Here is a 25,009-nt window from a genome sequence, read left to right on the forward strand (position 1 = left end):
GCGGCCACTCTGGCCTGCTCCAGCGCCGTGGCACCAAGCAGCGCGCCCGTCGGCCGGAACGCCGACGGTGCATACCGCCGCCGACATTCGGTCCGCAGCAGGTCGGTCAGCTTCGCAGGGAGTAGCGGATGGGTAGGCGTTTGAGGCCGCCGACGAAGGTGGTGGCGGTGCTCTCGGGTGTTCCGGCGAGTTCGATCGACTCCAGGCGGGGGAGTAGTTCTTCGAAGAAGGCGCGGGCTTCGATTCGGGCGAGTGCGGCGCCCAGGCAGTAGTGCACGCCGAATCCGAAGGCCAGGTGTTTGTTGGGGTCGCGGCCGACGTCGAAGCTGAACGGGTCGTCGAAGACGTCCTCGTCGCGGTTCGCCGAGGGGTAGGACAGCAGCACCGACTGGCCTTCGCGGATGGTGACGTCGCGCAGTTTGTAGTCGCGGGTGGCGGTCCGCATGAACTCCTTGACCGGGGTGACCCAGCGGATCATCTCGTCGACCGCCAGCGGCATCAGGCCCGGATCGGCGCGCAGCCGGGTGAGCTGGCGGGGGTTCTGGATCAGGGCCTGCAGGCCACCGGAGATCGTGGAGCTGGTGGTGTCGTGCCCGGCGGTGGCCACGATCACGTAGTACGAGGTGGTGTCGAAGTCGTTCAGCGGCTCACCGTCGATCCGGGCATTGGCGATCGCCGAGGCCAGGTCATCGGTCGGGTTCGCGCGCCGAGCCTCGGTCAGCTCCTGGAAGTAGCCGAAGAAGTCCATCAGGACCTTGAGCTTCTCCTCGGGGCTCTCACCACGACGCATCTCGCTGTCGTCGCCGCCGAACAGTTCCTGGGTGAGCTTGAGCATCCGGTCGAAGTCGGATTCGGGCATCCCCAGCAGCGACAGGATCACATACAGCGGGTAGTGCACCGAGACCTGCTTGACGAAGTCGCAGCTGTCACCGAGAACCGCCATCCGGTCCACGTACCGGCGGGCCAGCTCCCGGATCCGCGGCTCCAGATCACGCATCGCCTTGGGCCGGAACCAGTCGGCACCGATCGCCCGGATCACCCGGTGATCCGGGTCGTCCATGTGGATCAGCGTGCGCAGCCCGGCGCCCGCCTCGGCCTGTCGCTTGATCTCCTCATCGACCGCCGCAGGCAGCAGCTGCGGGCGCGGCGCGTTCAGGAAGGTCTTGTGCTCGCGCTCGATCTCCAGCACGTCGGCATGCTTGGTGATCGCCCAGAACGGGTTGTAGCCCGGCCGCTCGACCCAATGCACCGGACTCTCGCGGCGCAGCAGCGCCAGCGCGGCGTGCAGCCGCTCATCGTCGGCGTACGCCGCCGGATCGGCGAGCGCACGGCCCGCCTCGTCCACGGTGAGACTCATCATCGGTTCCCTTCAACGTCGGCCACCCGCAAGGGGAACCCAGAACCGTCCAGGGGCAGCCGATCGATCGCATATCCACCAAGATCCACTCAATCACGACGGTTTTCCGAATCTCATTCGGTACCCCCTGATGCGAGATTCGGTGAACACCGATGGGACGCCAGAACTCGCTCATGGCACGCCGCGCCCAGCAGCGCCGGCTGAACGGGATCCGGTGCGGCCGTACACTCCGGCCCCGGATCGGAAGGGGAAGGGGTGGCCTGGCCGCAGGTCGGGATGCTCTTCCACTACGGTGCCGTGAATGGACGTGTCGCGGGCCGCGCGTCCCGGGCCACCCGGGTCTACCGCTTGGTTTTCATCCGCATGTAGCGGCAACGTTTATCTATGAGTTGGGGCAGGGCGTGAACCATCGAGGATGTGGGTCATTGCACCTCTTTGATCAGCCCCCACCTGCGGCGATTCGCCTCGCCAACGACCTCGCCCCAATCGCGGAGCAGGTCGGCGAATTCATCAAAGGTCTTCATCCAGCCTTCCGGGCGTGCGCCGTGGATGGCGAATGGATCACGGAGTTCCTCTAGGCGCGGTGCGGCATCAGCCCAGAGTTGGACCAGGGCGGGCACGGCTTGTGGTGGGTAAGCGAGGCTGGTCTCCAGGCCGCATAGTACGAGGCCGTGCACGGGAGCAGCGTCGTTGCCGCGATCGGGTCCGTCCCAGATCAGCGCTGACAAGAACCCGTCCAGCGTCGCCCGCAGCCCCGGGTCGACGAAGTCCCGGAACTTCTCCCACGCTTCACCAGCCCAAAAATGCGGCTTGAACGAGCCGAGCGTCCGGTAAAACTCATACCGGGCAACCCAAGGTGCACCCGGCGCCGAAGGCCATACCCATCCCCGCTCGAGCCCCTCAAGGTCCCAATCATCTTCCGGGTACAGGGCGTCTTCCAGCAGCCCCATGCGCTGATCAGGCGGGGCCTCCTCGATGTGCTCCCAATCGATGATGAGAACTGTAATGTCCACTCCCATGTGAGAAGACTAGGCCCACACAGGTCCATGACCTTAAGGAGACGGCCTCACTTCGCGATTATCGCGACCCTGAGCATCTCCCGTGACCAGTTGCGTGAACGGCTCAGCCCCTCGCGTGAGCCGTGATCGCCCAACTGAGCTACGACACCGTTGCTGTATCTCATCGACACGAGCGCACCAACGCACCGCAGTATCCAGTTGAGATCAGCTGATCGTCTTCGCCGCGGCGATGATCACGGCTGCCACCGCCTCGGGCTCCGAGGCCGGAATCGCGTGCGAGGCGCCGGACAGTTCGACACTCTCGCGTGAGCCGGCGCGTTCGGCCATGAAGCGGTGCGCGGCCAGGGGGATGTTGTAGTCCAGTTCCGGATAGACGAGCCGCAGCAGGTCGGGCACGGGCGCGGCATCCGGAACGGGCACCGTGGTGCGGCCCGTTCACGCACCGCCGTCCTCAGGTGGGAGCGTTGAGGACACAGAGGCACAGGGTGACCAGGTCGTCCGCCAAGGTGGGCCGCTCATGCAGATGGTCGATGCGTGTGAGGTCGTTCACGAGGGCGAATGCGATGTGCACCAGGAGTTCTGCTTCGGGTGCGTCGAGGGTTTCGCGCCGGCCGCGAAGGAGCGAGGCCCATTCGAGCATGTACGAGTGCTGTCTGCGCTCGAGTTCATGCCGCTGTTCTTCCGGTACGTTCAGGATCTCGGTTACCATCAGGTTCAGCAGCTCCGGATGCCGGACGCCGAAATCGATGTACGAGTGCAGGGCCAATTCCAAGGCGCGGCTAGGGGTGCCTGCGCTTTCCAAGGCGTAGTGGAGCCCGAGCCATAGCGTTTCGTGTGCCCGGTTCAGGGCGGTGAGCAGGATCTCCAGTTTGTTGGAGAAATAGTGGTATACGCTCGCGCCGGTGATGCTGGCGGCGGCTCCGATGTCCGATATCCCGACTGCCTGGAATCCCTGTTGACTGAACTGATGTATCGCGACGGACAGCAGTGTTTCGCGGCGGGATACCGGGTGCAGCGGGGGGCGGCCGGTGCCACGGACGCGCTCGCGGGTCGGAGGTGTGCCGCCCGTGGAGGTGAGCTCGGCTGCGCAGACGGCGCGGATCGCATGGTCGAGCAGGGTGACGAATCGTTCGGGCTTGAGTTCGACGGTGTGGTAGCCGGGGCTGGCCAGAATCGAGAGCACGGCCCAGCCCAGCAGGTCCAGGTCGGCCGGAGTCGCCTGAGGGCGGGCTCCGACGATGGCTTTGACCGCGCTGGCGCTGATGGCCCGCAATGCCTTGCGCAGCCGTTGCCGGTCCTCCTCGGGGAGATTTCGCGCTTCGCGTTGCCAGAGGACACCGATCGCCCGTTCCTCCACGGAGAACGTCGCGAGCGTGTCCAGCAGGTCGTCGAGGTCCACGTCCGTACCGTCGAGTGCGACCTCGACATGCCGGAACGTCCTCCACATCGCACCCAGCAGCAGGTCCTGCTTGCTGCGGAAATGGCGATAAAGGGCGCCCGCCGTGATGCCGACCTCGTCGGCGATGTCGGCCATGCTCACATTGCTGTAACCGAGCTCCCTGAATTGACGGGCCGCGGCGGCGAGAATCTGCTGCTTTCGGTCTTTGGGGCGTCGCCGCGATTGCTGAACGGCGTCGTCGGTCGCCATGACTCGTTCCCCGCTTTCCCCGTACGCTCACATCATCCCCGCTCGATCGTAACGAAGGCGTTCGGGTATCTGCGGCGATGGGGCGGTATTGGTACGGCTGGATCCGAGTATCCCTCGGGGTCGACCGGGATCGTCGGTGCGCCCGGACGTGAACACCAGCCGTGTCGGCGAGGTCACATCCGGGCGCACGAACTGCACCCTTGGCAGGTTTGTGGTTACGACTTCGGAATCTGGTATCCCGCGGCCAGGTCGGAGCCGAAGAACGGCTTGACCACTTCGAGTCCGCCCGGTGCCTTCCGGCTGGGGCGGCCGATGTAGACCTGGGACGAGGACGGCCGGCCGGGCTTGGAGAAGTCGAGCGTCGGGAAGAGTCCGCCACTGTCGATGGCCTGGAGTCCTCTCACGGCTCGCCCGAGGCCGTCGCGAGTGAGGTCCTTGTCCGCGCACGCCTTCCGCAGCACCTCACCGTAGATCTTGGCGCTCACGTACCCCCAGTTGACCCAGGCGTTCGGCTCGTCCTTGGGGAACTTCGCCTTGTAGGCATCGATCAGCCGTTTGGCCGCCTCGGTGCCGGCGCTGAGGGGACCGATCGAGGAGAAGACCAGGACGTTGGCCTCCAGCGCCGGCGCGGCGGGTGTCTGCAGAACGGACGGATGCCAGCCGGGGTCGCTGGTCACGATGGGGACGTCGTACCCCAGGGACTTGGCGACGCTGGCCGCGGATGCGACCTGGCGTGGGCCGGTGGAGACGAGGATCGCCTTGGCGCCCTCCGATTTGAGTGCGGTGACCTGCGCGGTCAGGTCCACGTCGGTGACCTTGATCTCGGTGGCCCGCAGCGTCAGCCCGAGCTTCTGGGCGGCGTGGCGGGCTCCTTGGAGCGCGTTGTTGCCGGCCTCGCCCTCGAAGTAGATCTGCCCCACCTTGTCGCCGGCCTTGAGCTTGTTCTCCTTGGTCAGGTGATCGAGAGCGGTGATCATCTGAAGGTCGTAGGTCGTGCCCGGGATGATGAGCTGCGGGTTGGACAGGAGGGTGGAGGCCAGCGACGTGGGGACGGTGAGGACCTTGTCCTCGGTGAGCTGGTCGGCGAGCGCCGCGGTGATGGCGGAGCCGTGCAGCGTCATCGCTCCGAGCGTCTGCGGCTCGACCTCGGTGTACGCGCTGACGGCCTTCTGCACGTCGTAGCCGTGGTCCTTGATGACGAGCTCGACCTTGCGCCCGCAGACGCCTCCGGCCGTGTTGAGCTCGTCGACGTACAGCTGGTTGCCGTGCAGGATCGGCTTGCCGAGAACGGCGATGGGGCCGGTGAGGTCGGTCAGTACGCCGAGGCTGATGGTGTCCGCCGTGACGCCGGGCCCGGCCTTGACGCCGCCGCTCTGGCCGTCTCCGGAGGTCGCCTTGGCGCTGCAGCCGGAGGCGAGCAGTGCCAGCGCCGCCACCGCCGTTCCGAACCTCAGGGTGTATCTACGCATGCCGTGCGCTCCTTCCCTGGACGAGATCCGCTGGGATTTCGGCCGCGGTTGATGGGTCGTTCGAATCGGTGTCGCTTGGATCGGTGGGGCGTCGGCCGACCAGGCCGCCTACGCGGCGGGCCAGGGCGACCGCGCCCTTCGGTTCGGCGAGGAGGATCGCCACGACCATGGCGCCGAAGATGAGCCGTGCGGCGACTCCGGGGGCGACTCCCTCGCTCCCGGGTGCGGCCAGGAAGGGGAGGTGCTCGCTGTAGTGCGCGAGGGCGAGCGGCAGCGCGGAGACGAACGCGGCGCCGAGCGCGGCACCGGTGACGGATCCGAGCCCGCCGATCACGATCATCGCCAGGAAGTCGATGGACAGCAGCAGCCCGAAGTACTCCGGTACGACCCGGCGGAACGCCAGGGCGAGCAGCACACCGGCGGCACCGGCGAGCATCGAGGAGACGGCGAAGGCCGCGGCCTTGTACTGGCGGACGGGGATTCCGAGGCAGCCGGCCGCGATCTCGTTGTCGCGCACCATGAGCAGCGCGCGCCCAGGGCGGGTCCGGGTCACGTTCCAGACGAAGGCGCAGCCGAAGGCGAGAACGGCCAGCGCGAGGTACCACAGGCGTTCGGCCGCGCCCAAGGGCACGCCGAACACCGACAGCGTCGGCTGGTCGGGGTTGAAGGAGAAGCCGAGCACTTCCAGGTCGGGTACGGCTCGTCCGCTGAATCCGCCGGTCACGGGAGTGACGTTGAAGAGCAGGTGCTGCCCCAGGAACACCAGGGAGAGGGAGGCCAGTCCGAGGTAGATGCCGCGCAGCCGTCCGGCGATCGGCGCGAACAGCACGCCGGCGAGTCCCGCCGCCGCCACGGCCAGGATGGCCGCCAGGGGTGTGGGCAGGCCCAGTCCGGAGACCGTGACGCCGCCGACCGTGCTGGAGCCGCCGCTGAGGAACGCGTAGCCGTAGGCGCCGACGGCCAGGAAGAACGCGTGCGCCAGCGACAGCTGGCCGGTGACGCCCACCAGCAGGTTGAGCCCGAGCGCGCCGACCATCGAGGCCATCGCGATCAGCCCGACCTGGAGCCAGAACGCTTGCAGGTACAGCGGCAGCACCAGGAGCACGAGGCCGAGGACGGCCAGGCTGCCGGCCGCCGCCGGGCGGCGGATACGTCGTTCAGACACGGTCGAACTCCTTGGTTCCGAACAGGCCGGAGGGCCGCCACATCAGAACGAGGACCGCCACGATGTAGGGCGATACGCTTCCGATTCCGTTGCCGAGGAAGGCCAGGTTCTCCTCGTATCCGGCGACCACGGTGGCGATCAGGCCGATGACCAGCCCGCCCACGACGGCGCCTCCAGTGGAGTCGAGCCCGCCGACGATGACCGCGGGTACCGCGCTGAGCGCGAGTACCCCGGCATGCGCGTCCACGCCCGCAGCGGGGAAACCGGCGAGGAACACACCGGCGACGGCGGCCAGGCCGGCGCCGATCAGCCATGCGGCGGCGGCGACGCGGCCCAGGCGGATGCCCATGAGCGAGGCCGCCTCCCCGTCCTCGGCCGCCGCGCGCATCGCGACGCCCCAGCTGGTGTATTTGAAGAGGGAGAAGAACGCGGCGATGAGCACGGCCGCCACGACGGCGGCCGCCAGGCGCGCCTGGGGGATGGTGAATCCGGCCACCGTGATGACGCGGTCCCCCCACGGGTCACCGGTGGTGAGGACGCGGGACCCGATCCGGCGTGCCAGTTCGGTGGCGAGCAGGACGTCGACCCCGATGGTGAGGATCGAGGCGACGAGATGGTCCTCCGAGCGGATCCGGCTCCACAGGACACGCTGGACGATCACTCCGACGCAACCGGCGGCGGCGATGCCGGCGAGCATGGCCGGCCAGAAGCCGATGTCGTCGTGGAGGTCGGCGGTGAGGAAGACGCCGAGCAGCAGGATGGATCCCTGCGCGAAGTTGACCACGCGGGTGGCCTTGTAGATCACGACGAACCCCAGCGCGATCAGCGTGTAGATCGCTCCCAGCGAGAGCCCGATGAGCAGCAGTTCGATGAGCTTGGTCATGCCGGTTCGCTCCGTTCAGGCTGTGGCTCGCCGAGATAGGCCCGTACGACCTCGGGGTTCGCGCGGACCTCGGCCGCGGAGCCGTCGGCGATGAGGCGGCCGAAGTCCAGCACGCTGACCCGGTCCGCGATCCGCATGACCACCGACATGTCGTGCTCGACGAGCAGCACCGAGATGCCGAGCCGGTCGCGTACGCCGACGATCGCCTCGGCCATCGCCTCGCTCTCGGAGGCGTTCATTCCGGCCACCGGCTCGTCCAGCATCAGCAGCCGCGGCTCGGTGGCCAGCGCGCGCGCGATCTCCACGCGCTTCTGCTCGCCGTAGGACAGCGACGCCGCGGCGACCCGCAGCCGTCCCGCCAGCCCCAGTTCCGCCGCGATCTCGGTGACGCGCTCGCGGTGCCGCCGCTCTTCGCGCCGCGACCAGGGCAGTTGCAGCCCCGCGCCGATGAATCCGGAGCGGGTCAGGTGGTGCCGGCCGACCATGAGGTTGTCCAGAACGGTCTGCTCGCCCGACAGCGCGATGTTCTGGAAGGTGCGCGACAGCCCGAGCCGGGTGATCCGATGCGGGGCCAGTCCGGTCAGTTCACGGTCCCCGAAGCGGACGGAGCCGGATGTGGCCCGGTAGACGCCGGTGAGAACGTTGAAGCACGAGGACTTGCCCGCGCCGTTGGGACCGATCAGGGCGTGAATGTTCTTGGGCAGCACGGTGAAGGACACCCCGTCCAGCGCCCTGATGCCGCCGAAGGCGAGCGTCAGGTCCGTGACCCGCAGCCGCGGCACGCTCGGTGAGTCCGCCCGGTCCCCGGTCATGACCGCCCACCGTCCAGCGCCGTCCGGTCGCCCGGCGCCTGTACGGGGCCGGCACTCGCGTCGGTGCCGGCATGGCCCAGGTAAATGCGCTGGATCGCATCCGAGGACGCGAGCTCGGCGGCCGCGCCGGTCAGCGAGACGGCACCGACCTCCAGCACGTACGCGGTGTCGGAGACGGCCAGTGCCATCGATGCGTTCTGTTCCACCAGCATCACGGCCGTGCCCTGCTGATGCACCTCGCGGATGACCTCGCCGATCCGTGCGACCATCTTCGGAGCGAGCCCGAGCGACGGCTCGTCGAGCAGCAGCAGCGAGGGGCCCGCCATCAGCGCGCGGCCGATGGCCAGCATCTGCTGCTCGCCGCCGGACAGGAGTCCGGCCGCCTGGTGACGGCGCTCCGCCAGAACGGGGAACAGCTCGTCGACCCGGCTCCGTGCCCTGGTGCGGGTGGCGCGGTCGGCGGCGCCGATTCCGCCGGCGCGCAGGTTCTCCTCCACCGTGAGCCGGCGGAAGATCCGCCTCCCCTCCGGCACCTGGACGATCCCGCTCTTGACGGTGTCGGCGGGGTCCCGGCCCACGATCGAACGGCCTCGCCAGGTGATGGAGCCCGCGTCGATCGAGCCGCGGTGAGCCGGCAGGGTGCCGGAGATCGCGCGCATCAGCGTTGATTTGCCCGCGCCGTTGGCACCGAGGACGCACGCGACCGATGCGTCCGCCACTTGCATAGTGACGCCCCTCAGTGCCAGCACGGCACGGCCGTAGCGCACGACGAGCTGGTTGATCTCAAGCATCAGGGACGCCTCCTTTCGTACAGAGCTGTTCCAGCGGGGAAGCGGTGCGCCGCCTGCTGGAAGGAACGTGCGCCAGCCGGTGGCCGGCCGTGCGGTCTCCGACCGCTGGACGCTCGGACGCGAGCGGGTGGATCAGCCGGTCTTCTCGTAGAGGGTCACGACGGCGGCGCCGCCGAGCCCGATGTTGTGCTGGAGCGCGAGCTTCACGCCGTCCACCTGCCGGGCCCCGGCCTGCCCGCGCAGCTGCCAGACCAGCTCGGCGCACTGGGCCAGCCCGGTGGCGCCGAGCGGATGGCCCTTGGACAGCAGGCCGCCGGACGGGTTGGTCACGACCCGGCCGCCGTAGGTGTTGTCTCCGTCGGAGATGAACTTCTCGGCCGTTCCCTCCGGAGTGAGCCCGAGCGCCTCGTAACTGAGCACCTCGTTGGTGGTGAAGCAGTCGTGCAGTTCCACCACGCCGATGTCCTCGGGGCCGACTCCGGTGGACTCGTAGACCTGCTCCGCCGCGGCCTTGGTCATGTCGTAGCCGACCAGCTTGGTGAGGTCGGACTCGTCGAAGCTGGAGGGACGGTCGGTCGTCATCGCCTGGCCGCGGATCACCACGTCGGTACGCAGGCCGTGGCGCCGGGCGTAGTCCTCGCTGCAGATCACCGCCGCCGCCGCGCCGCAGGTGGGCGGGCAGCACTGCAGCCGGGTCAGCGGGCCGTAGATGACCGGTGAGGCGAGCACCTCTTCGAGCGTGACCTGCTTGCGGAACACGGCGTAGGGGTTGTTGGCCGCGTGCCGCCGGGCCTTGACCGAGATCTTGGCGAAGGTGTCCGGGGCCACCCCGTGGCGCTCGGCGTACGCGGCGCCGGCGGCGCCGAAATACTGGGCGGCGAACGGTGCGCCAGGGTCCCAGCCGCGGGCCTTGGTGATGACCTCGTTGAACTTCTCGACCGGGCTGGGCCGATCCTTCCAGTGCATGCCCAAGGCCCCGGGCTGCATCTGCTCGAACCCCAGGACCAGCACGCACTCCGCCGCCCCGCCGGCCACGGCCTGCCGTGCCAGCCACAGGGCCGAGGACCCGGTCGAGCAGTTGTTGTTCACGTTGACCACGGGGATGCCGCTGAGTCCCACGGAGTACAGGGCCACCTGCCCGCTGGTGGAGTCGCCGTAGACGAAGCCGGCGTACGCCTGCTGGATCGACGCGTACTCCACCCCGGCGTCGGCGAGCGCGGCCCGTACGGCCTCGGCTCCCATCACGTCGTAGGACTCGCTCTGCCCCGGTTTGGCGAACGGGATCATCCCGACACCGGCCACACACACCCGCTGGTCCATCCTGCCTCCGAGATCTCGATCCGGCCACCGCGCCTCGCAGTGCGGGCAGAGCCTAATCATGATTTACATCTTGAAACAAGAGTGCACTTAGTGGCACTCTTCAGGGAAGCAGGATCGGTTGGATGACTCTGCTGGAGAATTACTTAATCCTCGCGCCCGTGAGGGAACGGAGTGTGGCCGCGTTCGGACACGCGGGTGCCGGGTAGATCGGCGGGCCGGCTCGCCGGCTCGCGGCGCCCGCCGCGGCACTCCCGAGACCGCGGGCCGGCGTCCAGGAAGGCTGTGAGGTCATGAACTTGATCGACTATCTCGATCGTGGTGCGGTCCTGAACCCTGACCGGGACTGCCTGATGACGCATGACGGCTCCGCTCGGCTGTCCTACGCCGAGGTGGCGGACCTCACCCACCGTGTCGCCGCGGGCCTGGCCAGGCTCGGTATCGGGCAGGGAAGCCGGGTCGGGGTGTACAGCCCCAACGACCCGATGGCCTTCGTCTGCATGCTCGGCCTGCTGCGTGCCGGCGCGACCTGGGTCGCCATGAACAGCCGCTCGACCCCCCGCGACCTGGGCGAGCTCCTGCAGTTGTTCGACTGCCGGTCGGTGATCCGCCATCCGTCACTGCTCGCGGAGACCGACGAACTCCTCAAGGGAGTGCCCGACGTCCAGCACGTCCTGGCCATGGAGGACATCGAGGACTGGATGGCCCCGGTCGGCACACGCGCGGACCGCGCGCCGGTCGACCCCGAGGGCGTCGCCATGCTCGCCGGAACCGGAGGGACCACCGGGGCGCCCAAGGGCGTGCCGCTGAACAACCGGCAGGTCCAGCTCATGTCGCTGGCGTTCAACGCCCACATGCCCGAGAGCCGGCCGCCGGTCTACATCCTGGCGGCCCCCATGACCCACGCCGCGGGCCTGGCCGCCTTCCCCGTACTGGCGTCCGGCGGCACCGTCATCGTGCACCAGGGTGTCGTCGCCGAGGAGATCTTCACTTCGATCGAGCGCCACCGCGCGACACAGCTGTTCCTGCCGCCGACCGCCGTCTACACCCTTCTCGCGCACCCCGATGTCCGCGAGCGGGACTTCTCCTCGCTGCGGTACTTCCTGATCGCCGCGGCACCCATCGCCGCCGACCGGCTGGCCGAAGCGGTCGAGGTGTTCGGACCGGTCATGACCCAGGTCTACGGACAGGCGGAGTCACCCTTCATCTGCACCTTCTTCGGCCCGGAGCAGATCGCGGCCGCGGCCTCCCGTCCCGAGCTGCGCACCAGGCTGCAGAGCTGCGGTCGCCGATCGCTGGTCGCCGACGTCCAGATCATGGGAGAGGACGGCCGGCTGCTCCCCGTGGACGAGCGAGGCGAGATCGTCATCCGCTCCGACCTGGTGATGCGCGGCTACGACGGCAATGAGGCCGCCACGGCCGAAACGCGCCGTCCGGACGGCTGGCACGGCACCGGTGACATCGGGTACCGCGATGCCGACGGCTTCGTCTACATCGTCGACCGCAAGAAGGACATGATCATCAGCGGTGGCTTCAACGTCTTCCCGCGGGAGGTCGAACAGGTCATCCACACGATCCCCGGGGTCAACGACTGTGCCGTGATCGGCCTTCCCGACGACAAGTGGGGCGAGTCGGTGACCGCGGTGGTCGAGGCCAAGAGCGGGTACGAGATCGACCCGGCGCTCGTCATCGCCACCTGCAGGGAGGCGCTGGGACCGGTGAAGACCCCCAAGTCCGTGATCATCCGCGAACTTCCGCGCTCCCCCGTCGGCAAGGTGCTGAAGCGGGTCCTGCGCGATGAATTCTGGGAAGGCCGAACCCGCATGGTGTAGCCGGTTACCGTCGACTGCGACGCACTTGCCGGCATCTCTGGAAGAGACCGCGACCGCCCTGTAGGCGCCAGGATGTATGCCGTGCAGGGTCCGCAGTGACACGAGGGCGGCTCACGGCCCGCTCGCCGAGGGCGGCGATCGTCTCCTCGGCCTCTGGTGAACGCGCCGTGACAGGCCGGTCGTGGTCATGGGTGGGTGGTGATTCGCCAGTGGTAGCCGTCCGGGTCGGTGAAGTGCCCGGCGTAGTGGCCCTCGTCGGTCTGGGTGGCCGGGGTGGTGACCCGGCCGCCGGCAGAGGCCGCGGCGGCGAGAAGAGTGTCGACATCGTCGCGTGAAGGGGCGGTGTGGGTGAGGACGAGCGCGGAGAAGCCGTCGCCGTGCTCGTCGACACCGGCGTCCTTGGCAAGGCCCTTGCGTGGCAGCAGGCCCAGCCGGCACACGCCGTCGGCGATCGTGAAGTCGATGAACTTGTCGCCGTAGTCGCGGTCGACGCTCATGCCCAGCGTCTCGTAGAACGCCTTGGACGCCTTCGGCTTGGCGACGCCGAGGAAGACGGCGGTCTCGGTCGGCTGCGGAGGGTCGGGGACGGGTTCGGTGTCCTTCTTGGTGGCGGCGGCCAGCTTCCAGACGGCTCCGTCCGGCGCCTGGTAGACGGCGGCGAACTCGCCGAAGAGCGCCTTCTTGGCAGGCTTGACGACCGTCGCGCCGTTGGCGGCGGCGGTGTCGAGGAGGGCCTTGACCTCCGCGGGCCGGTCGACGATGCAGGACAGGACGTAGCCGCGGAAGCCCGAGGTCGCCGGTTTCGTCCCGGCGTGGGTGGCCAGTGCCTCGATCTGGTCGACGGCGAGCCGTCCGGTGCCGTTCAGGTCCAGGCCTGCGGTGTGGTCGTCGCCGGTGGCCGCGGAAGAGAACGCGGACGCGTAGAAGGTACGTGCGGCTTCTACCTGCGGTACACCGAGCGTGATGATGTCGAGAGAGAGCGCCATCGGGATGGCTCCTTCGCGCTGTCAGGGCCGGTCGGTCTGGTGGTGGACAGGGGTGCGGACCGGCTCACTCGGTGAGCTGGTTGATCCGGATGAGGTTGCCGGCGGGATCGCGGAAGGCGCAGTCGCGGACTCCGTAGTCCTGGTCGATGGGTTCCTGGACGACGTCCGCGTCTGCGGCCTGGAGGCGGTCGAACAGCCCGTCGAGGTCGTCGGTGCCCAGCGTGACGGCGGTATAGGCGCCCTTGGCGATCAGGTCCAGGATGGTGCCGCGCTCCTGGTCGGTGACGCCCGGGTCGGCGGCGGGCGGGTGCAGCACGATGGAGGTGCCGGGCTGGCCGACCGGTCCGACGGTGATCCAGCGCATGTCCTCGTACCCGACGTCCTTGCGGACCTCGAAGCCCAGGATGTCGCGGTAGAAGACCAGGGCGGCTTCGGCGTCGGTGTGCGGAAGGAAGGCGTAGTGAATGGTGATTCTCATGTCCGCCACGCTACGCAGAGCTACCGGGGGGTGCTTCTTTATTTCTGACCGGTCTGGTCACCTGCTTGGCAAAGCACGGCGGGATCCCCGCCCCTGCCTCGGCATGGTCGCGGCGATAGACGCTGGGCGGCACGCCGACCAACTCGGTGAACCTCGTGCTGAACGTGCCCAGCGAGGAGGAGCCCACCGCGAAGCAGATCTCGGTGACGCTGAGGTCGCCGCGGCGCAGCAGCGTCATCGCCCGTTCGATCCGCCGGGTCATCAGGTACGAGTACGGAGACTCACCGTAGACGCGGCGGAACTCCCTGCTCAGATGCCCGACCGACAGGTGCGCCCCACGGGCCAGTGCCTCCATGTTCAGCGGCCTGGCGTACTCGCGATCGATCCGGTCGTGGACACGGCGGATCACGGCGATGTCGCGCACACGTTGCGCCTCCTCAGGTCCAAGGCCCGTACGGCCACTGCGCGGACCGCTGCCCGCATCTCCGCCGCCGGCCGCACTCGGCGCTCCGGTGTGCGGGGCGTAGGGCCCCCCGGCAGCCTCGTCGGGCTCGCGCTCGGCCAGTTCGATCTCGTCCGGGCCACTGCTCACGGGGCCGGCGGGTTTCGTGGCCGAGGCATGCTCTGTGGTGTCGGCGACGCAACGTGCACCGGTTTCGTCACGCGGCACCAGCGCTGACCCGGGGTGACGAAAGACGGCGCAGGCGGCGCGGTAGTCAGCGGCGGCGCGGACATGCTGGTCGGCCAGCTCGGCCATGTCGACGGCGGCGCGGGCCAGCTCGCGGGCTCTGGCGGCGAGGTCGCTCTCCCAGCGGACCTCGTCGGCGAGCGCGTCCGCGTCGCGGAGCCGCCCGTGCATGGCCCGCACCGCGTCGGCCAGGGCGCGCTCGGCGGCCTGAACCTCGCCATAGCCGTCACCGGCGATCCGGTCGGAGACCTCGGCGGCGGTCCGCAGGGCCCGGGCGACGCCTCGGCGGGCGCGGTAGGCGGCCTGGCGGCAGGAAATAGAGCACCAGGTGGCGGGGCGGCCGGTGCGGCGGGCGGGTGGCGGAGTGCCGCACACCGGACACGGGGCGCTCCCCAGCGGGTGGGCGGTCGTTTCGAGCTGCAATGTGATCGGCCTTCGAGAAGGAGCAGTGCGGATCTCAGGTACCAGGCGTCCGGCGGGCCAAGCACGCCGCCATGTCCGGGACGCGGGATCGTCCCCGGTCACGCCCTCTACGCTAACTCCCGTACCGGCGCCGTCAGTGGCCTTTCACAGGCCGCAGCAGGCCATGACGGCCTGCGAGCGGGGGGCTCCGAGCACCGGTCAAGAATCGAGAAGCGCCAGGTCGCACCGCATGGCTAACGTCGAAAGCGCTTCACACCGATCACGATCAGAAGGGCGACAGCAATGAGCGCGAACGCCGGCGACCAGGGCACCAGCGGCTTCTCCGAGCAGGAACGTGCCGCCATGAAGGAGCGCGCCGCGGAATTGAAGCAGGAGGCGAACCGTAGTCGCGGCGGCAAGGCGGCCGCCGCGGAACTCGACGTGCTGACGAAGATCGCGGAGATGGAGGCATCGGACCGCGCGGTGGCCGAACGCATCCACGCCATCGTCACCGCCAACGCCCCGGAACTGTCACCGAGACTGTGGTACGGACAGCCCGCTTACGCCAGAAAAGGCAAGGTCGTGTGCTTCTTCCGCAGCGGGCACGCGGACGGGGAGCCTTACTCGACCTTCAGCTTCACCGCCGAAGCCGCCTTCGACGACGACAGCGGCCTGTGGCCGATCTCCTACGCCGTGACCGAGCTGAGCGACGAGGCCGAAAAGACGATCACCACTCTCGTCAAGAAGGCCGTGAGCTGACACCCCGCTGGGCTTGGAGCACGGTGCCGGAGCCGAGGTCCGGCCATGCGAGTCCGCAAGCCTCGCCGCGTCGCAGGCCTCGGACGCCGGGGCTCACGCGGGTCAGGCCGTGGCGCGCTGCTGCTTGAGTCGGAGTTCCTCTTCGCGCACTTTGGCTTGGATGGCTTGCTCGCGCTCTAGCCAGTCGGGGTTTTCGGCCTTCAGATCCTCGATCTCGGCCGTGGTCAGGGGGCTCGTAATGCCGGCCCGGGCCAGACCTGAGGCGGACACGCGGAGCTTGGCGGCGATGACCTGGCGGGGGTGGGGCCCCTCGCGGCGCAGGTCGGCGAGCCAAGCGGGCGGGTCGGCTTGGAGCGCGTTCAATTCGTCCCGGGAGACAGGACCGTCCTGGAACTCGGCGGGCGCTGCCGACAGCAGGATCCCCAGCTTCTTGGCCGCGGTCGCGGACTTCATGGTCTGCGAGGTTTTCGCCTTGGACGGGGTCATGACCTCAAGGGTAGCCAGCGGAAGGGAGTTGCCTGGACGCGACTAAGCTGAGGAAGTGACCAATGGTGAGTTCCGGCTGGCCTACGTGCCGGGGGTGACGCCCGGGAAGTGGGCCGGGGTGTGGGCCGAGCGGGTGCGGGAGGTGCCGCTTCGGCTGGTGCAGATGCCCGCCGCCGACGTCGTCCCCCTGCTGCGGGAGGGTGGTGTGGACGCGGCGTTCGTACGCCTGCCCGTCGACCGCGAAGCCCTCCATGTGATCCCGCTGTACCTGGAGACGACCGTGGTGGTGGTGCCAAAGGATCACGTGGTGGCCACGGAGGCGGAGGTGGAGCTCGCCGTTCTCGCGGACGAGGACGTGTTCCAGCCGCTCGACGAGGTCTTGGCCTGGGGCGACCGCCCCGGGCAGCCCGCCTTCACCCGTCCTGAGAGCACCGCCGAGGCGATCGAGTTGGTGGCGACGGGGGCCGGCATCCTCCTGCTCCCACAGTCTTTGGCCCGCCTCCACCACCGCAAGGACCTCACCTACCGCACCGTGACCGACGCTCCTCAGTCCCAGATCGGCCTGGCCTGGCTCGAGGGCGGGACGTCCGATCTCATGGAGGAACTGATCGGCATCGTCCGCGGCCGCACTGCCAACAGTTCCCGTGGCCGCAACCCCCAACAGCAGCCCGCCCGTAAGAAGCCACCGCTCCAGCGCTCCGCCCCCAAGCGCCACCGCCCAAAACGCCGCCGGACGTGAAGAGGGTCATGACAGGAGCCGGAAATGCTGCATTTATTTGGCCAATACCTGGCTGATGCCCGGACTTCCTGCGGCGGTCAGATCGGCGAGAAGGCGTAGGGCGGCTTCGGACGGTGAGCCCGGTTCGGCATTGAACACGGCCACCCGCTGCCCCCCGTCGTTCGGAAGGGTCATGAACTCGGCGTGCAATGCCATGGTGCCCACCATCGGGTGGTGGTAGACGCGCGTGTCAGTGCCGCAGTCGCCGACGGAATGCGCCGCCCATAGTTTCGCGAATTCCGGGCTTCTGACCGTCAATTCACCTATGAGAGCGGTCAGGCCAGGGTCATCGGGATGGCGGCCGGCGATGAGCCGCAGGTCGGCGACGCTGGAGCGCGCTTTGCGGGGCCAGTCGCCGTACAACTCGCGCATGTGGGGGTCCAGGAACAGCATGCGGGCGATGTTGGGGCGGTCGGCAGGCCGGTTCGGCGCGTCGAAGTCCAGGTGCCCGGCCAGCAGCGCGTGCGCCATCGGGTTCCAGCCGAGGACGTCGAGGAAGCGGCCCATGACCAGTGCGGGCACGTCCCCGAACGAGTCGATCATGAGGTGTACCCCTGGCCGGATCCGCTCGGGCCTGGCCGGCTCGCGTCGCGTCCTCGCCTTCGGCCGGGCCAGCGCGTACAGGTGGGCGCGTTCAGCCTCGTCCAGGCGGAGGACACGGGCGACGGCGTCGAGCACGGCGTCCGAGGCGTTGGGGCTCTGACCCTGTTCCAGGCGTGTGTAGTAGCCGGCACTCACCCCAGCAAGATGAGCCAGCTCCTCGCGCCGCAGGCCGGGCACCCGGCGGCGTCCCCCGAACGTGGGCAGTCCGGCGTCCTCGGGCTGCAACCGCGCCCGCCTCGATCGCAGGAACTCGCCCAACTCCCCCTGTCCGTCCATACGCGCAGTATCGCGGACTCGCAGCCGTTGAGCCTGCACCTGCCAGGTGTAGCCACCGCAGGTGCACACCTGGTGGAGGGCTGGATGGGTCTCACCGCCGGTCGCAGTCTGGTGTCCGGGCACAACAGCCCTTCAGGCCTTCCGGAACGGAAATACAGTGAAGATCATTGTGATCGGTGCGACGGGGACCATCGGCGGTGCGGTCGCCGAGGCGCTGCAAGCGAGCCACGACGTGGTGCGCGTGTCGCGCCGGGGCCCGGTGCGGGCGGACATGGACGACGCCGCATCGCTCGACGCGCTCTTCTCGGAGATCGGCCGAGTGGACGCGGTGGTGTGCTGTGCGGCGAGCGGCGGCCTGGCACCGCTGAACACGCGGTCGGACACCGACTACTGGCGCGGCCTTGACGGCAAGCTGATCGGACAGGTGAACCTCGTCCGCAGAGCGCTGACCCACGTACGGGACGGCGGATCCGTCACGATCACCAGTGGGAGGTTTCTCGAGCCGGTCCCAGGTGCTTCGCTCGGTCACCTGGTCAACGCGGGCCTGGAGGCGTTCGTCCGAGCCGCCGCCGTCGAGATGCCGCGGGGCGTTCGCCTGAACTGCGTCAGCCCCGGATGGGTCCGCGAAACCCTTCACGCGCTGGGCATGGACCCCGCCTCCGGTACCCCGGCGGCCGACGTCGCCCGCATTTACGTGGACGCCGTGGAGGGCCGCGCCCACGGCCGAACGCTCCCGGTGGCGCCGTGAACGCCGGCGCCGGCACCGTCCGCCTCCGTGCGGCGCCGGGGCGTTCATGCGCTGGGGAACTCGACGCCTGCTGACCTTCCCAGCGGCCCGGACGCTCTCACGGTGTTGTGCGGGCGAGGGTGTCCAACGGGTCGGCCAAGACGCGGGTGAAGGCGAGTTCCGCCGCGCCGACCAGGGTGGCGTTGTCGCCCAGCACCGCGGTGCGCAGCTGTACCCGCTCCCGGGAGACGGGCAGGACGCTGGCCGCCACGCGCGCGTGGATCCGGGGTGCCGTGCCCTGGTAGATCCCGCCGAGCGTGCCGCCGAAGACGACGACGCCGGGATTGAAGAGGTTGATCAGATTGACCACGCCGATCCCGAGCCACTCGCCGACCCGGTCCAGGGACTTGCGGGCGGCCGCGTCACCGTTCTCGGCCGCCTCCACGACGGCTCGCACGCCGTCCCGGCCGACCGGCCCCCCGGTGCGTCCGGACTCCTCCAGCAGCGCCGCTTCGCCCACCTCCGCCTCCAGGCAGCCACGCGAACCGCAGTTGCAGGGACGGCCGTCCTGCGGATTGACGATCATGTGCCCGAGTTCGGCGCCGTAGCCGTCATCGCCGTCCAGCAGCCTGCCGCCGACGATGATGCCGCCGCCCACCCCGACATCCCCATGCAGGTAGACGAGATTCCGATGGCCGACGCCCGCTCCGCGTACATGCTCGGCCAGCGCGCCCAGATGCGCCTCGTTGCCGACGGCCACGGGCAGCCCCAGGCCCAGTCGCCGGCTGAGCGCGGGTGCGAAATCCAGGTCGGTCCAGCCCATGTTGGGAGCCAGGCGCACCATCCCGTCGGCGGCCCTGACCAGGCCGCAGTACGACGCGCCGACCCCGACGCACCTCGCGCCCTGGGGCGCCGCGTCCACGAGCGCGCGGCCGAACCCGGCCAGGACACCGGCCACGTCGTGAAGATCGGCATGCTTGCTGCGCCGCCGGGGCGCCTCCCTGCGCTCCAGTACCGTGCCGCCGAGCCCGACCCTGGCCGCGACCAGCCGATCGACCGCCACATCGAAGGCCAGCACGTACCACCGGCCGCTCTCGGGCCGCACCACCAGGGACGGCCGGCCCGCACGTCCGGTCGCCCCTGCGGCCTCCTCGCGCACCAGCCCCGCCGCCGTGAGCTGCGTGGTCAGCGCCAGGATCGTGCTGCGGTTCAGGCCCAGCCGGTTCGCCAGCGCCGCGCGCGAGATCGGGCCGGTCAGATGGACCTGCCGCAGCACCGCCCCGAGGTGGTGTCTGCGGATTCCCTCCTGTGGAGTTCCGCCTTTCACCGCACTAATGGTGCCATATGCCAGAACACCGTCCGGAGCGACTGAATTTTTCCGGCGGATACGCCGTCGGAACCGATTCGAACGCGTTTGTCCGCAAATGACTTTGCCGCTATTTTACTATTGACCCGGGATTGCGGCCATGGACACGTCAGTTACCGCTCCCGGACCGCGTAGGTCAGATGCGTCACCCTCGGGGAGGGCTCCGCACGGACCGGCTCCAGGGCCACGCGGCTCGCGTCCACGCCCTCGAACAGGCGGATTCCGAAGCCGAACAGCACGGGTGAGAGCGCGATCGAGAACTCGTCGATCAGGCCGGCGTTCACGTACTCCAGGATCGTCGCGCCGCCGCCCGCGATGCGGACGTCCCGATCGCCGGCGGCCTCGCGGGCCTGGTCGAGCGCGGACTCGATGCCGTCGTTGACGAAGTGGAAGGTGGTCCCACCCGGCCGCTCCCAGGGGTCGCGCTTCTCGTGCGTCACGACGAAGACCGGCGTGTGGAACGGCGCCTCCTCCGGCCACATCTGCTCGCCGGCGTCGAACATGCGCTTGCCCATCACGCTCGCGCCCGTGCGCTCGAACGTCTCCCGCACGATGTCGTTGTCGCGCCCTTCCTCGCCGCCCCCGCCGAGCTTCAGGTTCTCCCGGAAGAACCGCTGCGGGAAGACCCACCGCTGCAGCTCCATCCACTGCCGCCCCATCAACTCCTCGCTGGACTCGGGCGCGATGAACCCGTCCAGCGACATCGACACGCTGAAGAACACCTTCCCGGCCATCAGCCCTCCGCTCCCTTCCGGACGATCTCGGTGACGTAGGCCGCCAGGTTGCTCAGGGTCTGCCGGCCGCCCTCGATCGCGTGGTACTTCTCGACCGCCTGGTCGCGCAGCTCCTTGGTGGGGAACACCGTGCGCATCTCGATCCGGGTCGCCGCACCGTCGGAGGTGAACGTGAGGACCGACTCGAAGGCGTTCGGGTCGCCGCGGGTCTCACCGTGCAGCATCGCGATCCGGTCCGGCGGGGCGAGCTCGGTCCAGGTGATCCACTCCTGGTAGTCCGTCCCGTCCGGTCCGTGCATCACGAAGTCCCACTCTCCGCCGACGCGGAACTCGAACGCCCGCGTGGTGGTGCTGAACCCCTCCGGTCCCCACCACCGTGACAGGTGCCGGACCTCGGTGAACGCCTCGAACACCAGCTCCCGCGGTGCGTCGATGTCCCGGAAGATCACGATCTCGCGGTCGGCCGTCGCCTGCTGCGCCGGCGCGTCCCGTCCTGTCGCCGCCATCGGTCACTCCTCCTGTTTCGCCTGTTTGAGGTCCTGCACGTACGCGTCCAGCCGGTCGAAGCCCTCGTTCCAGAACCGCTCGAACCCGCCGGTCCACTCGTGGACCGGCCGCAGCCCGCGGGCGTCAAGGCCGTACAGGCGCTGCTTACCCGCCCTGCGGTCCCGCACCAGCCCGACCTCCCGGAGCACCCGGAGGTGTTTGGACGCCCCCGGCTGGGTCATTCCCAGCTCCCGGGCCAGCTCGGTCACCGGCCGCTCACCCGTCCGCAGCAGCAGCAGGATCTCCCGGCGCTGCGGCTCGGCGATCGCGTTGAAGACGTCCGACGTCGTCGCTGCTCGTGCCATGGCGCAATCATATGCCGATATCGGCATGCGTCAACTCCGCGGCCGACGGGAGCAGTGGACACTGCAGGGTGCGACGTTCTTCATCTGCGGCGACGGGCGGAACTTCTGCAAGCGAACGGGGATCACACGTGCGCGGTCTCTTCGGCGGCCGTCTTCAGCATGCGGAGCAGGTCCTCATGACCCTTGCGAAGTTTGGCGCTGCTGTAGAAGAGCGTCAGGAGCGGGCCGGACATCGACTCCTCGACGGTGACCAGCGTCTGGCCGTCCGCGGTCTCACTGAGCGTCATCCGGTCGATCGCCTTCATCATGCCCATCGCGACACCGGTCCAGGTGAGCTCCCGCTCGGGCTCCACGACAGCGAAGGTCGACTTGATAGCCGATCCCCGGATCTTCCAGCGGAAGGTCGCATCCGGCTTCATCTCGCCGAGTTCGACGACGTGGGCGTCCGAGCGCCAGTCCGGCCAGCTCGCCATGTCGGCGAGAAGCTTCCACACCTTGCCGATGGGAGCGTTCACCACGGCCGAGGAGGACGACTTCACCGGCGCGTTCTCATCGAGCAGCCCCTTCTTGGCGTACTCCTCGTGCAGACGCTCAAGCGACGGCCCGGCATAGAAGATCTTCATGACACTCCCCAAGCTCAGTGCGTTCTTTCATGAGCAATGATCACGCACGCTTCGGATCACGTCAAGAGCAGTGCTCTCTAAACTGAGCGCTGATCTTTATAGCGTGCCGCGGACGAGATGGTGGCGAGCGGCCGAGACGAGCGGCTCCGCACGCCTGGAACGCCTGCGCGGATCCGCTACGCGGTGCCTGTCGCAGGTCGCCCAAATCGCGCGGTCAGTAACCGCTCGGCTGGAAGAAGCCGCGCACATACGGGTCATCGAGGGCGGCCAGGTCGGTCAGGCCGCCCGTGGCGATGACCTTTCCACTGCGCATGAGCACGACGTGGTCGGCGATCTCGGCCGCGGTGAGCATCGGCACGTCGTGGGTGATCATGAGGACCGCGGCTCCGGCGTCGGCGTACCGGCGGAGGGCGGTCCAGACACCGTAGGCGGTCTCGGTGTCGAGAGATGCCGCCGGTTCGTCCGCGACAAGGACCCGGGGCTGGGGCAGGAGAGCGGCGGCGAGCGCGGCGCGCTGGATCTGGCCGCCCGAATGCTGGTTCGGGTAGAGATCGACCAACTCGGTCGGGTACCGGGCGGCCGCGCAGGCGCGGTCGACGCTCCATCGCCGGTACCGGTCTTCCAGAGCACGCAACTGCGCGCCGACGGTGTCCTCGGCGTGGAAAGCCGTGACACCGGCCTGGGGCAGCAGTCCGACGGTGCCGCCACGAAGGCGCCGCCACTGGCGCTGAGCGCGCACCGGCTCGCCGTCGATGCGTACCTGCCCCGTGCTGCGGGCGGCGTCGGGGAGCGAGCCGGTGAGCGCCGCGGCCGCCATGGACTTGCCGCATCCGGACTCGCCGAGGAGGGCTGTGATCTTCCCGTCCGGCACGACGAGATCGACGGCGTCCAAGACCGTTTCGTTCCACCGGCCCGTGTCGATGTGGACGGTCAGTCCACACAGTTCGGCAGGCATCGGGAGGTCCGTTCTGGAGGGAACGCGCTCAGCGTAGGGCACGCGCCGGCGGCGCGATCGCCCTCGACCTGGATCAGCGCTCGAGGTCGTAGACCAGCTTCAGGATCCCGTTCGAGTAGCTCTCCGACTCCCGGAGCCTCAGCATCTGCTTGTCGCGGTCGGCCCGTCCGAACAGGCTCTTCCCGGCACCGAGCAGTACGGGGAAGACGAGCAGGTTGTACTGGTCGATCAGGCCCGCGTCCGACAGTCGCCCGGCCAGCTCCGCGCTCCCGTGGATGAAGATCGCGCCGCCCTCGCCCTCCTTGAGCGCGGCGACATCCTCGGTCGAGCGCAGGATCGTCGTCGGCCCCCACCCATCGACAAGGGCATCGTCCGCCAGCGTGGTCGACACCACGTACTTGGGCAGTTCCTTGTAGTCGGCGTGGTCCTCCGAGCCCGGCCAGACCCGCGCGAACGCCTCGTAGCTGCGGCGGCCGAACATCAGCGCCGTCGTGTCGGCGAGTTCCTCACCCTTCAGCGACCAGGCTTCCGGGACGAACTCGAGGTCCTTGAACACCCAGCCGCCGCTGCGGTGCTCCTCCCCCGGCCCGCCGCCGGGTGAGTCCACGACGCCGTCGAGCGACATGAAACCGGTGTAGACCAGATCACGCATGGTGCCGTCTCCTAATGATCGAGCAAGCTGCTGGGTTCACACTAGATCGCAAACGCGGGACCGTCTTGGACGGCAACGACAGCGCGATCAGAACAGCGCCGCAACCGTCCCACCCTCGGGCAGGCGGGCCGACTCGCTACCGGCACGGATGCCGTTCACGCCCCAACGCTCCCGAGGAGGCTCGCGCCCTGCCTGACGCGGCCGTCGCTGAAACACGGCCCACGCGTCAGGACCGTCATCGAGCCTGGCGCCTCACGTCGATACACCTGTGTGAGACGAGTTCGCTACGGTGTGCCGGTGCGCACCCTACTCAATGTCATCTGGCTGGTGCTGGCCGGAATCTGGATGGCCATCTCCTACGCCATCGCGGGCATCATCTGCTGCGTCCTGATCATCACGATCCCGTTCGGCATCGCGTCGTTCCGGATAGCGAACTACGCGCTCTGGCCGTTCGGCAGGACACTGGTCCGGCGTACGGACGCGGGCGCGGCGTCGACCATCGGCAACATCATCTGGGTGATCTTCGCCGGATGGTGGCTGGCGCTGGGGCACATCGTCACCGGCATCGCGCTGTGCATCACGATCATCGGCATCCCGCTGGGCATCGCGAACTTCAAGCTGATCCCCGTCTCGCTGACGCCGCTGGGCCGTGAGATCGTGTCGACGAACGACCCGCGGAGCTTCTACGCCGCCGGCTGAGACATCCCACCTGGGCTGCCGCCCACCGTGCCGCATGGGACTGGTGACGGCACTCAACCGGTTCGACCCGGCCCCGAACGCGCGCCGGCCGGCGTGCGGATCACTCGCTGACCGCAGGAGTTGCGGGGCCCAGGGCAACTCACCCGCTTCTGGCCGTTGGACGAGTGGCTCGGTGAGCAGCGCGGTTGCCATGCCGGATCACATGGCAGCGAACCGCAACCTCGAGAAGCTGCGGCCCGCTGGTCATGGTGGGTCTAGTCGGTGAGGGCGTCCTTGGCCTTCTCACCGGTCTGCTTGATGTCCCCCTTGACCTGGTCGGACTTGCCTTCGGCCTGGAGACGCTCGTTCCCGGTCGTCTTGCCTGCCGCTTCCTTGGCCTTGCCCTTGACCTTGTCTGCGGTATTGGCGGCTTTATCCTGCTTGGCCATCGAAAATCCGTCCCCCCTGCGCTCGACTACGTTGTCGTACGGACCGCCCCTACCCGCCGCGCAAGCAGAGATGCGACGACCCGTCGAGCGGCGGGCTCTGGACGCCGAAGCCGACGGGGTCGAAGCCCCTGCAGCCTTCGGCGGCACGGCCGAGCGCGGTGACGGGGATCTTCACATGGTGGACTCCGGAGAGTTCGGGACGGGACATCGGGCTTCCTTCCATGA

At 68.8% G+C, this 25,009-nt stretch carries 29 protein-coding genes; 5 read left to right on the forward strand and 24 right to left on the reverse strand.

Annotated features, from left to right (window positions below; genetic code table 11):
* Positions 1–106 precede the first annotated feature (106 nt).
* From ACH34Q_RS22835 to ACH34Q_RS22880, 10 genes are all read right to left on the reverse strand, one after another.
* A complete protein-coding gene (locus tag ACH34Q_RS22835; RefSeq protein ID WP_395985048.1) occupies positions 107–1,357 on the reverse strand; it encodes a cytochrome P450 in 1,251 nt (416 codons plus the stop codon).
* 422 nt (positions 1,358–1,779) lie between these two features.
* Positions 1,780–2,376 carry a hypothetical protein gene (locus ACH34Q_RS22840; protein ID WP_395985049.1) on the reverse strand — a complete coding sequence of 199 codons (597 nt, stop codon included), beginning with the start codon at positions 2,374–2,376 and terminating at the stop codon, positions 1,780–1,782.
* 204 nt (positions 2,377–2,580) lie between these two features.
* Positions 2,581–2,772, reverse strand: coding sequence for a hypothetical protein (locus ACH34Q_RS22845; protein ID WP_395985050.1), 192 nt, complete (start codon positions 2,770–2,772; stop codon positions 2,581–2,583).
* 55 nt (positions 2,773–2,827) lie between these two features.
* The gene (locus ACH34Q_RS22850) at positions 2,828–4,024 is read right to left on the reverse strand and encodes a TetR/AcrR family transcriptional regulator (protein ID WP_395985051.1); all 1,197 of its coding nucleotides are present in this window, start codon (positions 4,022–4,024) and stop codon (positions 2,828–2,830) included.
* A gap of 215 nt (positions 4,025–4,239) precedes the next feature.
* Positions 4,240–5,493, reverse strand: coding sequence for an ABC transporter substrate-binding protein (locus tag ACH34Q_RS22855; RefSeq protein ID WP_395985052.1), 1,254 nt, complete (start codon positions 5,491–5,493; stop codon positions 4,240–4,242).
* A complete protein-coding gene (locus ACH34Q_RS22860) occupies positions 5,486–6,658 on the reverse strand; it encodes a branched-chain amino acid ABC transporter permease (protein WP_395985053.1) in 1,173 nt (390 codons plus the stop codon). Before ACH34Q_RS22860 ends, ACH34Q_RS22855 begins: the two co-directional genes overlap by 8 nt.
* On the reverse strand, positions 6,651–7,541 hold the full coding sequence (locus tag ACH34Q_RS22865) for a branched-chain amino acid ABC transporter permease (RefSeq protein WP_395985054.1): 891 nt from the start codon (positions 7,539–7,541) through the stop codon (positions 6,651–6,653). Before ACH34Q_RS22865 ends, ACH34Q_RS22860 begins: the two co-directional genes overlap by 8 nt.
* Complete coding sequence (locus ACH34Q_RS22870; protein WP_395985055.1) at positions 7,538–8,353, reverse strand: ABC transporter ATP-binding protein; 816 nt, start codon at positions 8,351–8,353, stop codon at positions 7,538–7,540. Before ACH34Q_RS22870 ends, ACH34Q_RS22865 begins: the two co-directional genes overlap by 4 nt.
* Positions 8,350–9,144: an ABC transporter ATP-binding protein gene (locus tag ACH34Q_RS22875; RefSeq protein WP_395985056.1), complete on the reverse strand. Its 795-nt coding sequence runs from the start codon at positions 9,142–9,144 to the stop codon at positions 8,350–8,352. The genes ACH34Q_RS22870 and ACH34Q_RS22875 overlap by 4 nt, the downstream gene beginning before the upstream one ends.
* 132 nt (positions 9,145–9,276) lie before the next feature.
* Complete coding sequence (locus tag ACH34Q_RS22880; RefSeq protein WP_395985057.1) at positions 9,277–10,464, reverse strand: lipid-transfer protein; 1,188 nt, start codon at positions 10,462–10,464, stop codon at positions 9,277–9,279.
* 290 nt (positions 10,465–10,754) lie between these two features.
* Between ACH34Q_RS22880 and ACH34Q_RS22885 the strand changes: the two genes are divergently transcribed.
* The gene (locus tag ACH34Q_RS22885) at positions 10,755–12,293 is read left to right on the forward strand and encodes a class I adenylate-forming enzyme family protein (RefSeq protein ID WP_395985058.1); all 1,539 of its coding nucleotides are present in this window, start codon (positions 10,755–10,757) and stop codon (positions 12,291–12,293) included.
* A 185-nt stretch (positions 12,294–12,478) separates the two neighbouring features.
* Here the strand turns inward: ACH34Q_RS22885 and ACH34Q_RS22890 are convergent, their stop codons facing one another.
* The 3 genes from ACH34Q_RS22890 to ACH34Q_RS22900 form a co-directional block, all read right to left on the reverse strand.
* Positions 12,479–13,279, reverse strand: coding sequence for a VOC family protein (locus tag ACH34Q_RS22890; protein WP_395985059.1), 801 nt, complete (start codon positions 13,277–13,279; stop codon positions 12,479–12,481).
* A gap of 64 nt (positions 13,280–13,343) precedes the next feature.
* Complete coding sequence (locus ACH34Q_RS22895; protein ID WP_395985060.1) at positions 13,344–13,757, reverse strand: VOC family protein; 414 nt, start codon at positions 13,755–13,757, stop codon at positions 13,344–13,346.
* Between the two features lie 10 nt (positions 13,758–13,767).
* Positions 13,768–14,181: a helix-turn-helix transcriptional regulator gene (locus ACH34Q_RS22900; RefSeq protein WP_395985184.1), complete on the reverse strand. Its 414-nt coding sequence runs from the start codon at positions 14,179–14,181 to the stop codon at positions 13,768–13,770.
* Between the two features lie 1,029 nt (positions 14,182–15,210).
* Between ACH34Q_RS22900 and ACH34Q_RS22905 the strand changes: the two genes are divergently transcribed.
* Positions 15,211–15,606, forward strand: coding sequence for a DUF1801 domain-containing protein (locus ACH34Q_RS22905; protein WP_395985061.1), 396 nt, complete (start codon positions 15,211–15,213; stop codon positions 15,604–15,606).
* Positions 15,607–15,708: 102 nt separating this feature from the next.
* Here the strand turns inward: ACH34Q_RS22905 and ACH34Q_RS22910 are convergent, their stop codons facing one another.
* Entirely contained in the window at positions 15,709–16,092 is a 384-nt protein-coding gene (locus tag ACH34Q_RS22910) for a DUF5997 family protein (protein WP_395985062.1), read from the reverse strand.
* 55 nt (positions 16,093–16,147) lie between these two features.
* On the opposite strand from ACH34Q_RS22910, the gene ACH34Q_RS22915 reads away from it, so the two are divergent.
* Positions 16,148–16,831, forward strand: coding sequence for a LysR family transcriptional regulator substrate-binding protein (locus tag ACH34Q_RS22915; protein WP_395985063.1), 684 nt, complete (start codon positions 16,148–16,150; stop codon positions 16,829–16,831).
* Between the two features lie 33 nt (positions 16,832–16,864).
* Here ACH34Q_RS22915 and ACH34Q_RS22920 read toward each other — a convergent pair whose 3' ends face one another.
* Entirely contained in the window at positions 16,865–17,749 is an 885-nt protein-coding gene (locus tag ACH34Q_RS22920) for a helix-turn-helix transcriptional regulator (protein WP_395985064.1), read from the reverse strand.
* 157 nt (positions 17,750–17,906) lie between these two features.
* On the opposite strand from ACH34Q_RS22920, the gene ACH34Q_RS22925 reads away from it, so the two are divergent.
* Complete coding sequence (locus ACH34Q_RS22925) at positions 17,907–18,497, forward strand: short chain dehydrogenase (protein ID WP_395985065.1); 591 nt, start codon at positions 17,907–17,909, stop codon at positions 18,495–18,497.
* A gap of 97 nt (positions 18,498–18,594) precedes the next feature.
* Here the strand turns inward: ACH34Q_RS22925 and ACH34Q_RS22930 are convergent, their stop codons facing one another.
* From ACH34Q_RS22930 to ACH34Q_RS22960, 7 genes are all read right to left on the reverse strand, one after another.
* Entirely contained in the window at positions 18,595–19,752 is a 1,158-nt protein-coding gene (locus tag ACH34Q_RS22930) for an ROK family protein (protein ID WP_395985066.1), read from the reverse strand.
* A 203-nt stretch (positions 19,753–19,955) separates the two neighbouring features.
* Entirely contained in the window at positions 19,956–20,576 is a 621-nt protein-coding gene (locus ACH34Q_RS22935; protein ID WP_395985067.1) for a dihydrofolate reductase family protein, read from the reverse strand.
* On the reverse strand, positions 20,576–21,082 hold the full coding sequence (locus ACH34Q_RS22940; RefSeq protein WP_395985068.1) for an SRPBCC family protein: 507 nt from the start codon (positions 21,080–21,082) through the stop codon (positions 20,576–20,578). The genes ACH34Q_RS22935 and ACH34Q_RS22940 overlap by 1 nt, the downstream gene beginning before the upstream one ends.
* 3 nt (positions 21,083–21,085) lie before the next feature.
* A complete protein-coding gene (locus ACH34Q_RS22945) occupies positions 21,086–21,427 on the reverse strand; it encodes an ArsR/SmtB family transcription factor (RefSeq protein WP_395985069.1) in 342 nt (113 codons plus the stop codon).
* Between the two features lie 122 nt (positions 21,428–21,549).
* Positions 21,550–22,050 (reverse strand): SRPBCC family protein, encoded by a 501-nt coding sequence (locus tag ACH34Q_RS22950; RefSeq protein WP_395985070.1) that lies wholly within the window; start codon positions 22,048–22,050, stop codon positions 21,550–21,552.
* Positions 22,051–22,264: 214 nt separating this feature from the next.
* Entirely contained in the window at positions 22,265–23,005 is a 741-nt protein-coding gene (locus ACH34Q_RS22955) for an ATP-binding cassette domain-containing protein (protein WP_395985071.1), read from the reverse strand.
* A 73-nt stretch (positions 23,006–23,078) separates the two neighbouring features.
* Positions 23,079–23,657: a dihydrofolate reductase family protein gene (locus ACH34Q_RS22960; RefSeq protein ID WP_395985072.1), complete on the reverse strand. Its 579-nt coding sequence runs from the start codon at positions 23,655–23,657 to the stop codon at positions 23,079–23,081.
* A gap of 297 nt (positions 23,658–23,954) precedes the next feature.
* Here ACH34Q_RS22960 and ACH34Q_RS22965 point away from each other — a divergent pair, with 297 nt between their 5' ends.
* Positions 23,955–24,356, forward strand: coding sequence for a YccF domain-containing protein (locus tag ACH34Q_RS22965; RefSeq protein WP_395985073.1), 402 nt, complete (start codon positions 23,955–23,957; stop codon positions 24,354–24,356).
* Between the two features lie 254 nt (positions 24,357–24,610).
* On the opposite strand, the gene ACH34Q_RS22970 is transcribed toward ACH34Q_RS22965, so the two are convergent.
* Positions 24,611–24,784, reverse strand: a complete 174-nt coding sequence (locus ACH34Q_RS22970) for a CsbD family protein (protein ID WP_395985074.1) — start codon at positions 24,782–24,784, stop codon at positions 24,611–24,613.
* A gap of 49 nt (positions 24,785–24,833) precedes the next feature.
* Complete coding sequence (locus ACH34Q_RS22975; protein WP_395985075.1) at positions 24,834–24,992, reverse strand: hypothetical protein; 159 nt, start codon at positions 24,990–24,992, stop codon at positions 24,834–24,836.
* Between the last annotated feature and the right edge of the window lie 17 nt (positions 24,993–25,009).

It is taken from the genome of Actinomadura sp. 9N407 (assembly GCF_044326315.1).
Taxonomy (GTDB): domain Bacteria; phylum Actinomycetota; class Actinomycetes; order Streptosporangiales; family Streptosporangiaceae; genus Spirillospora.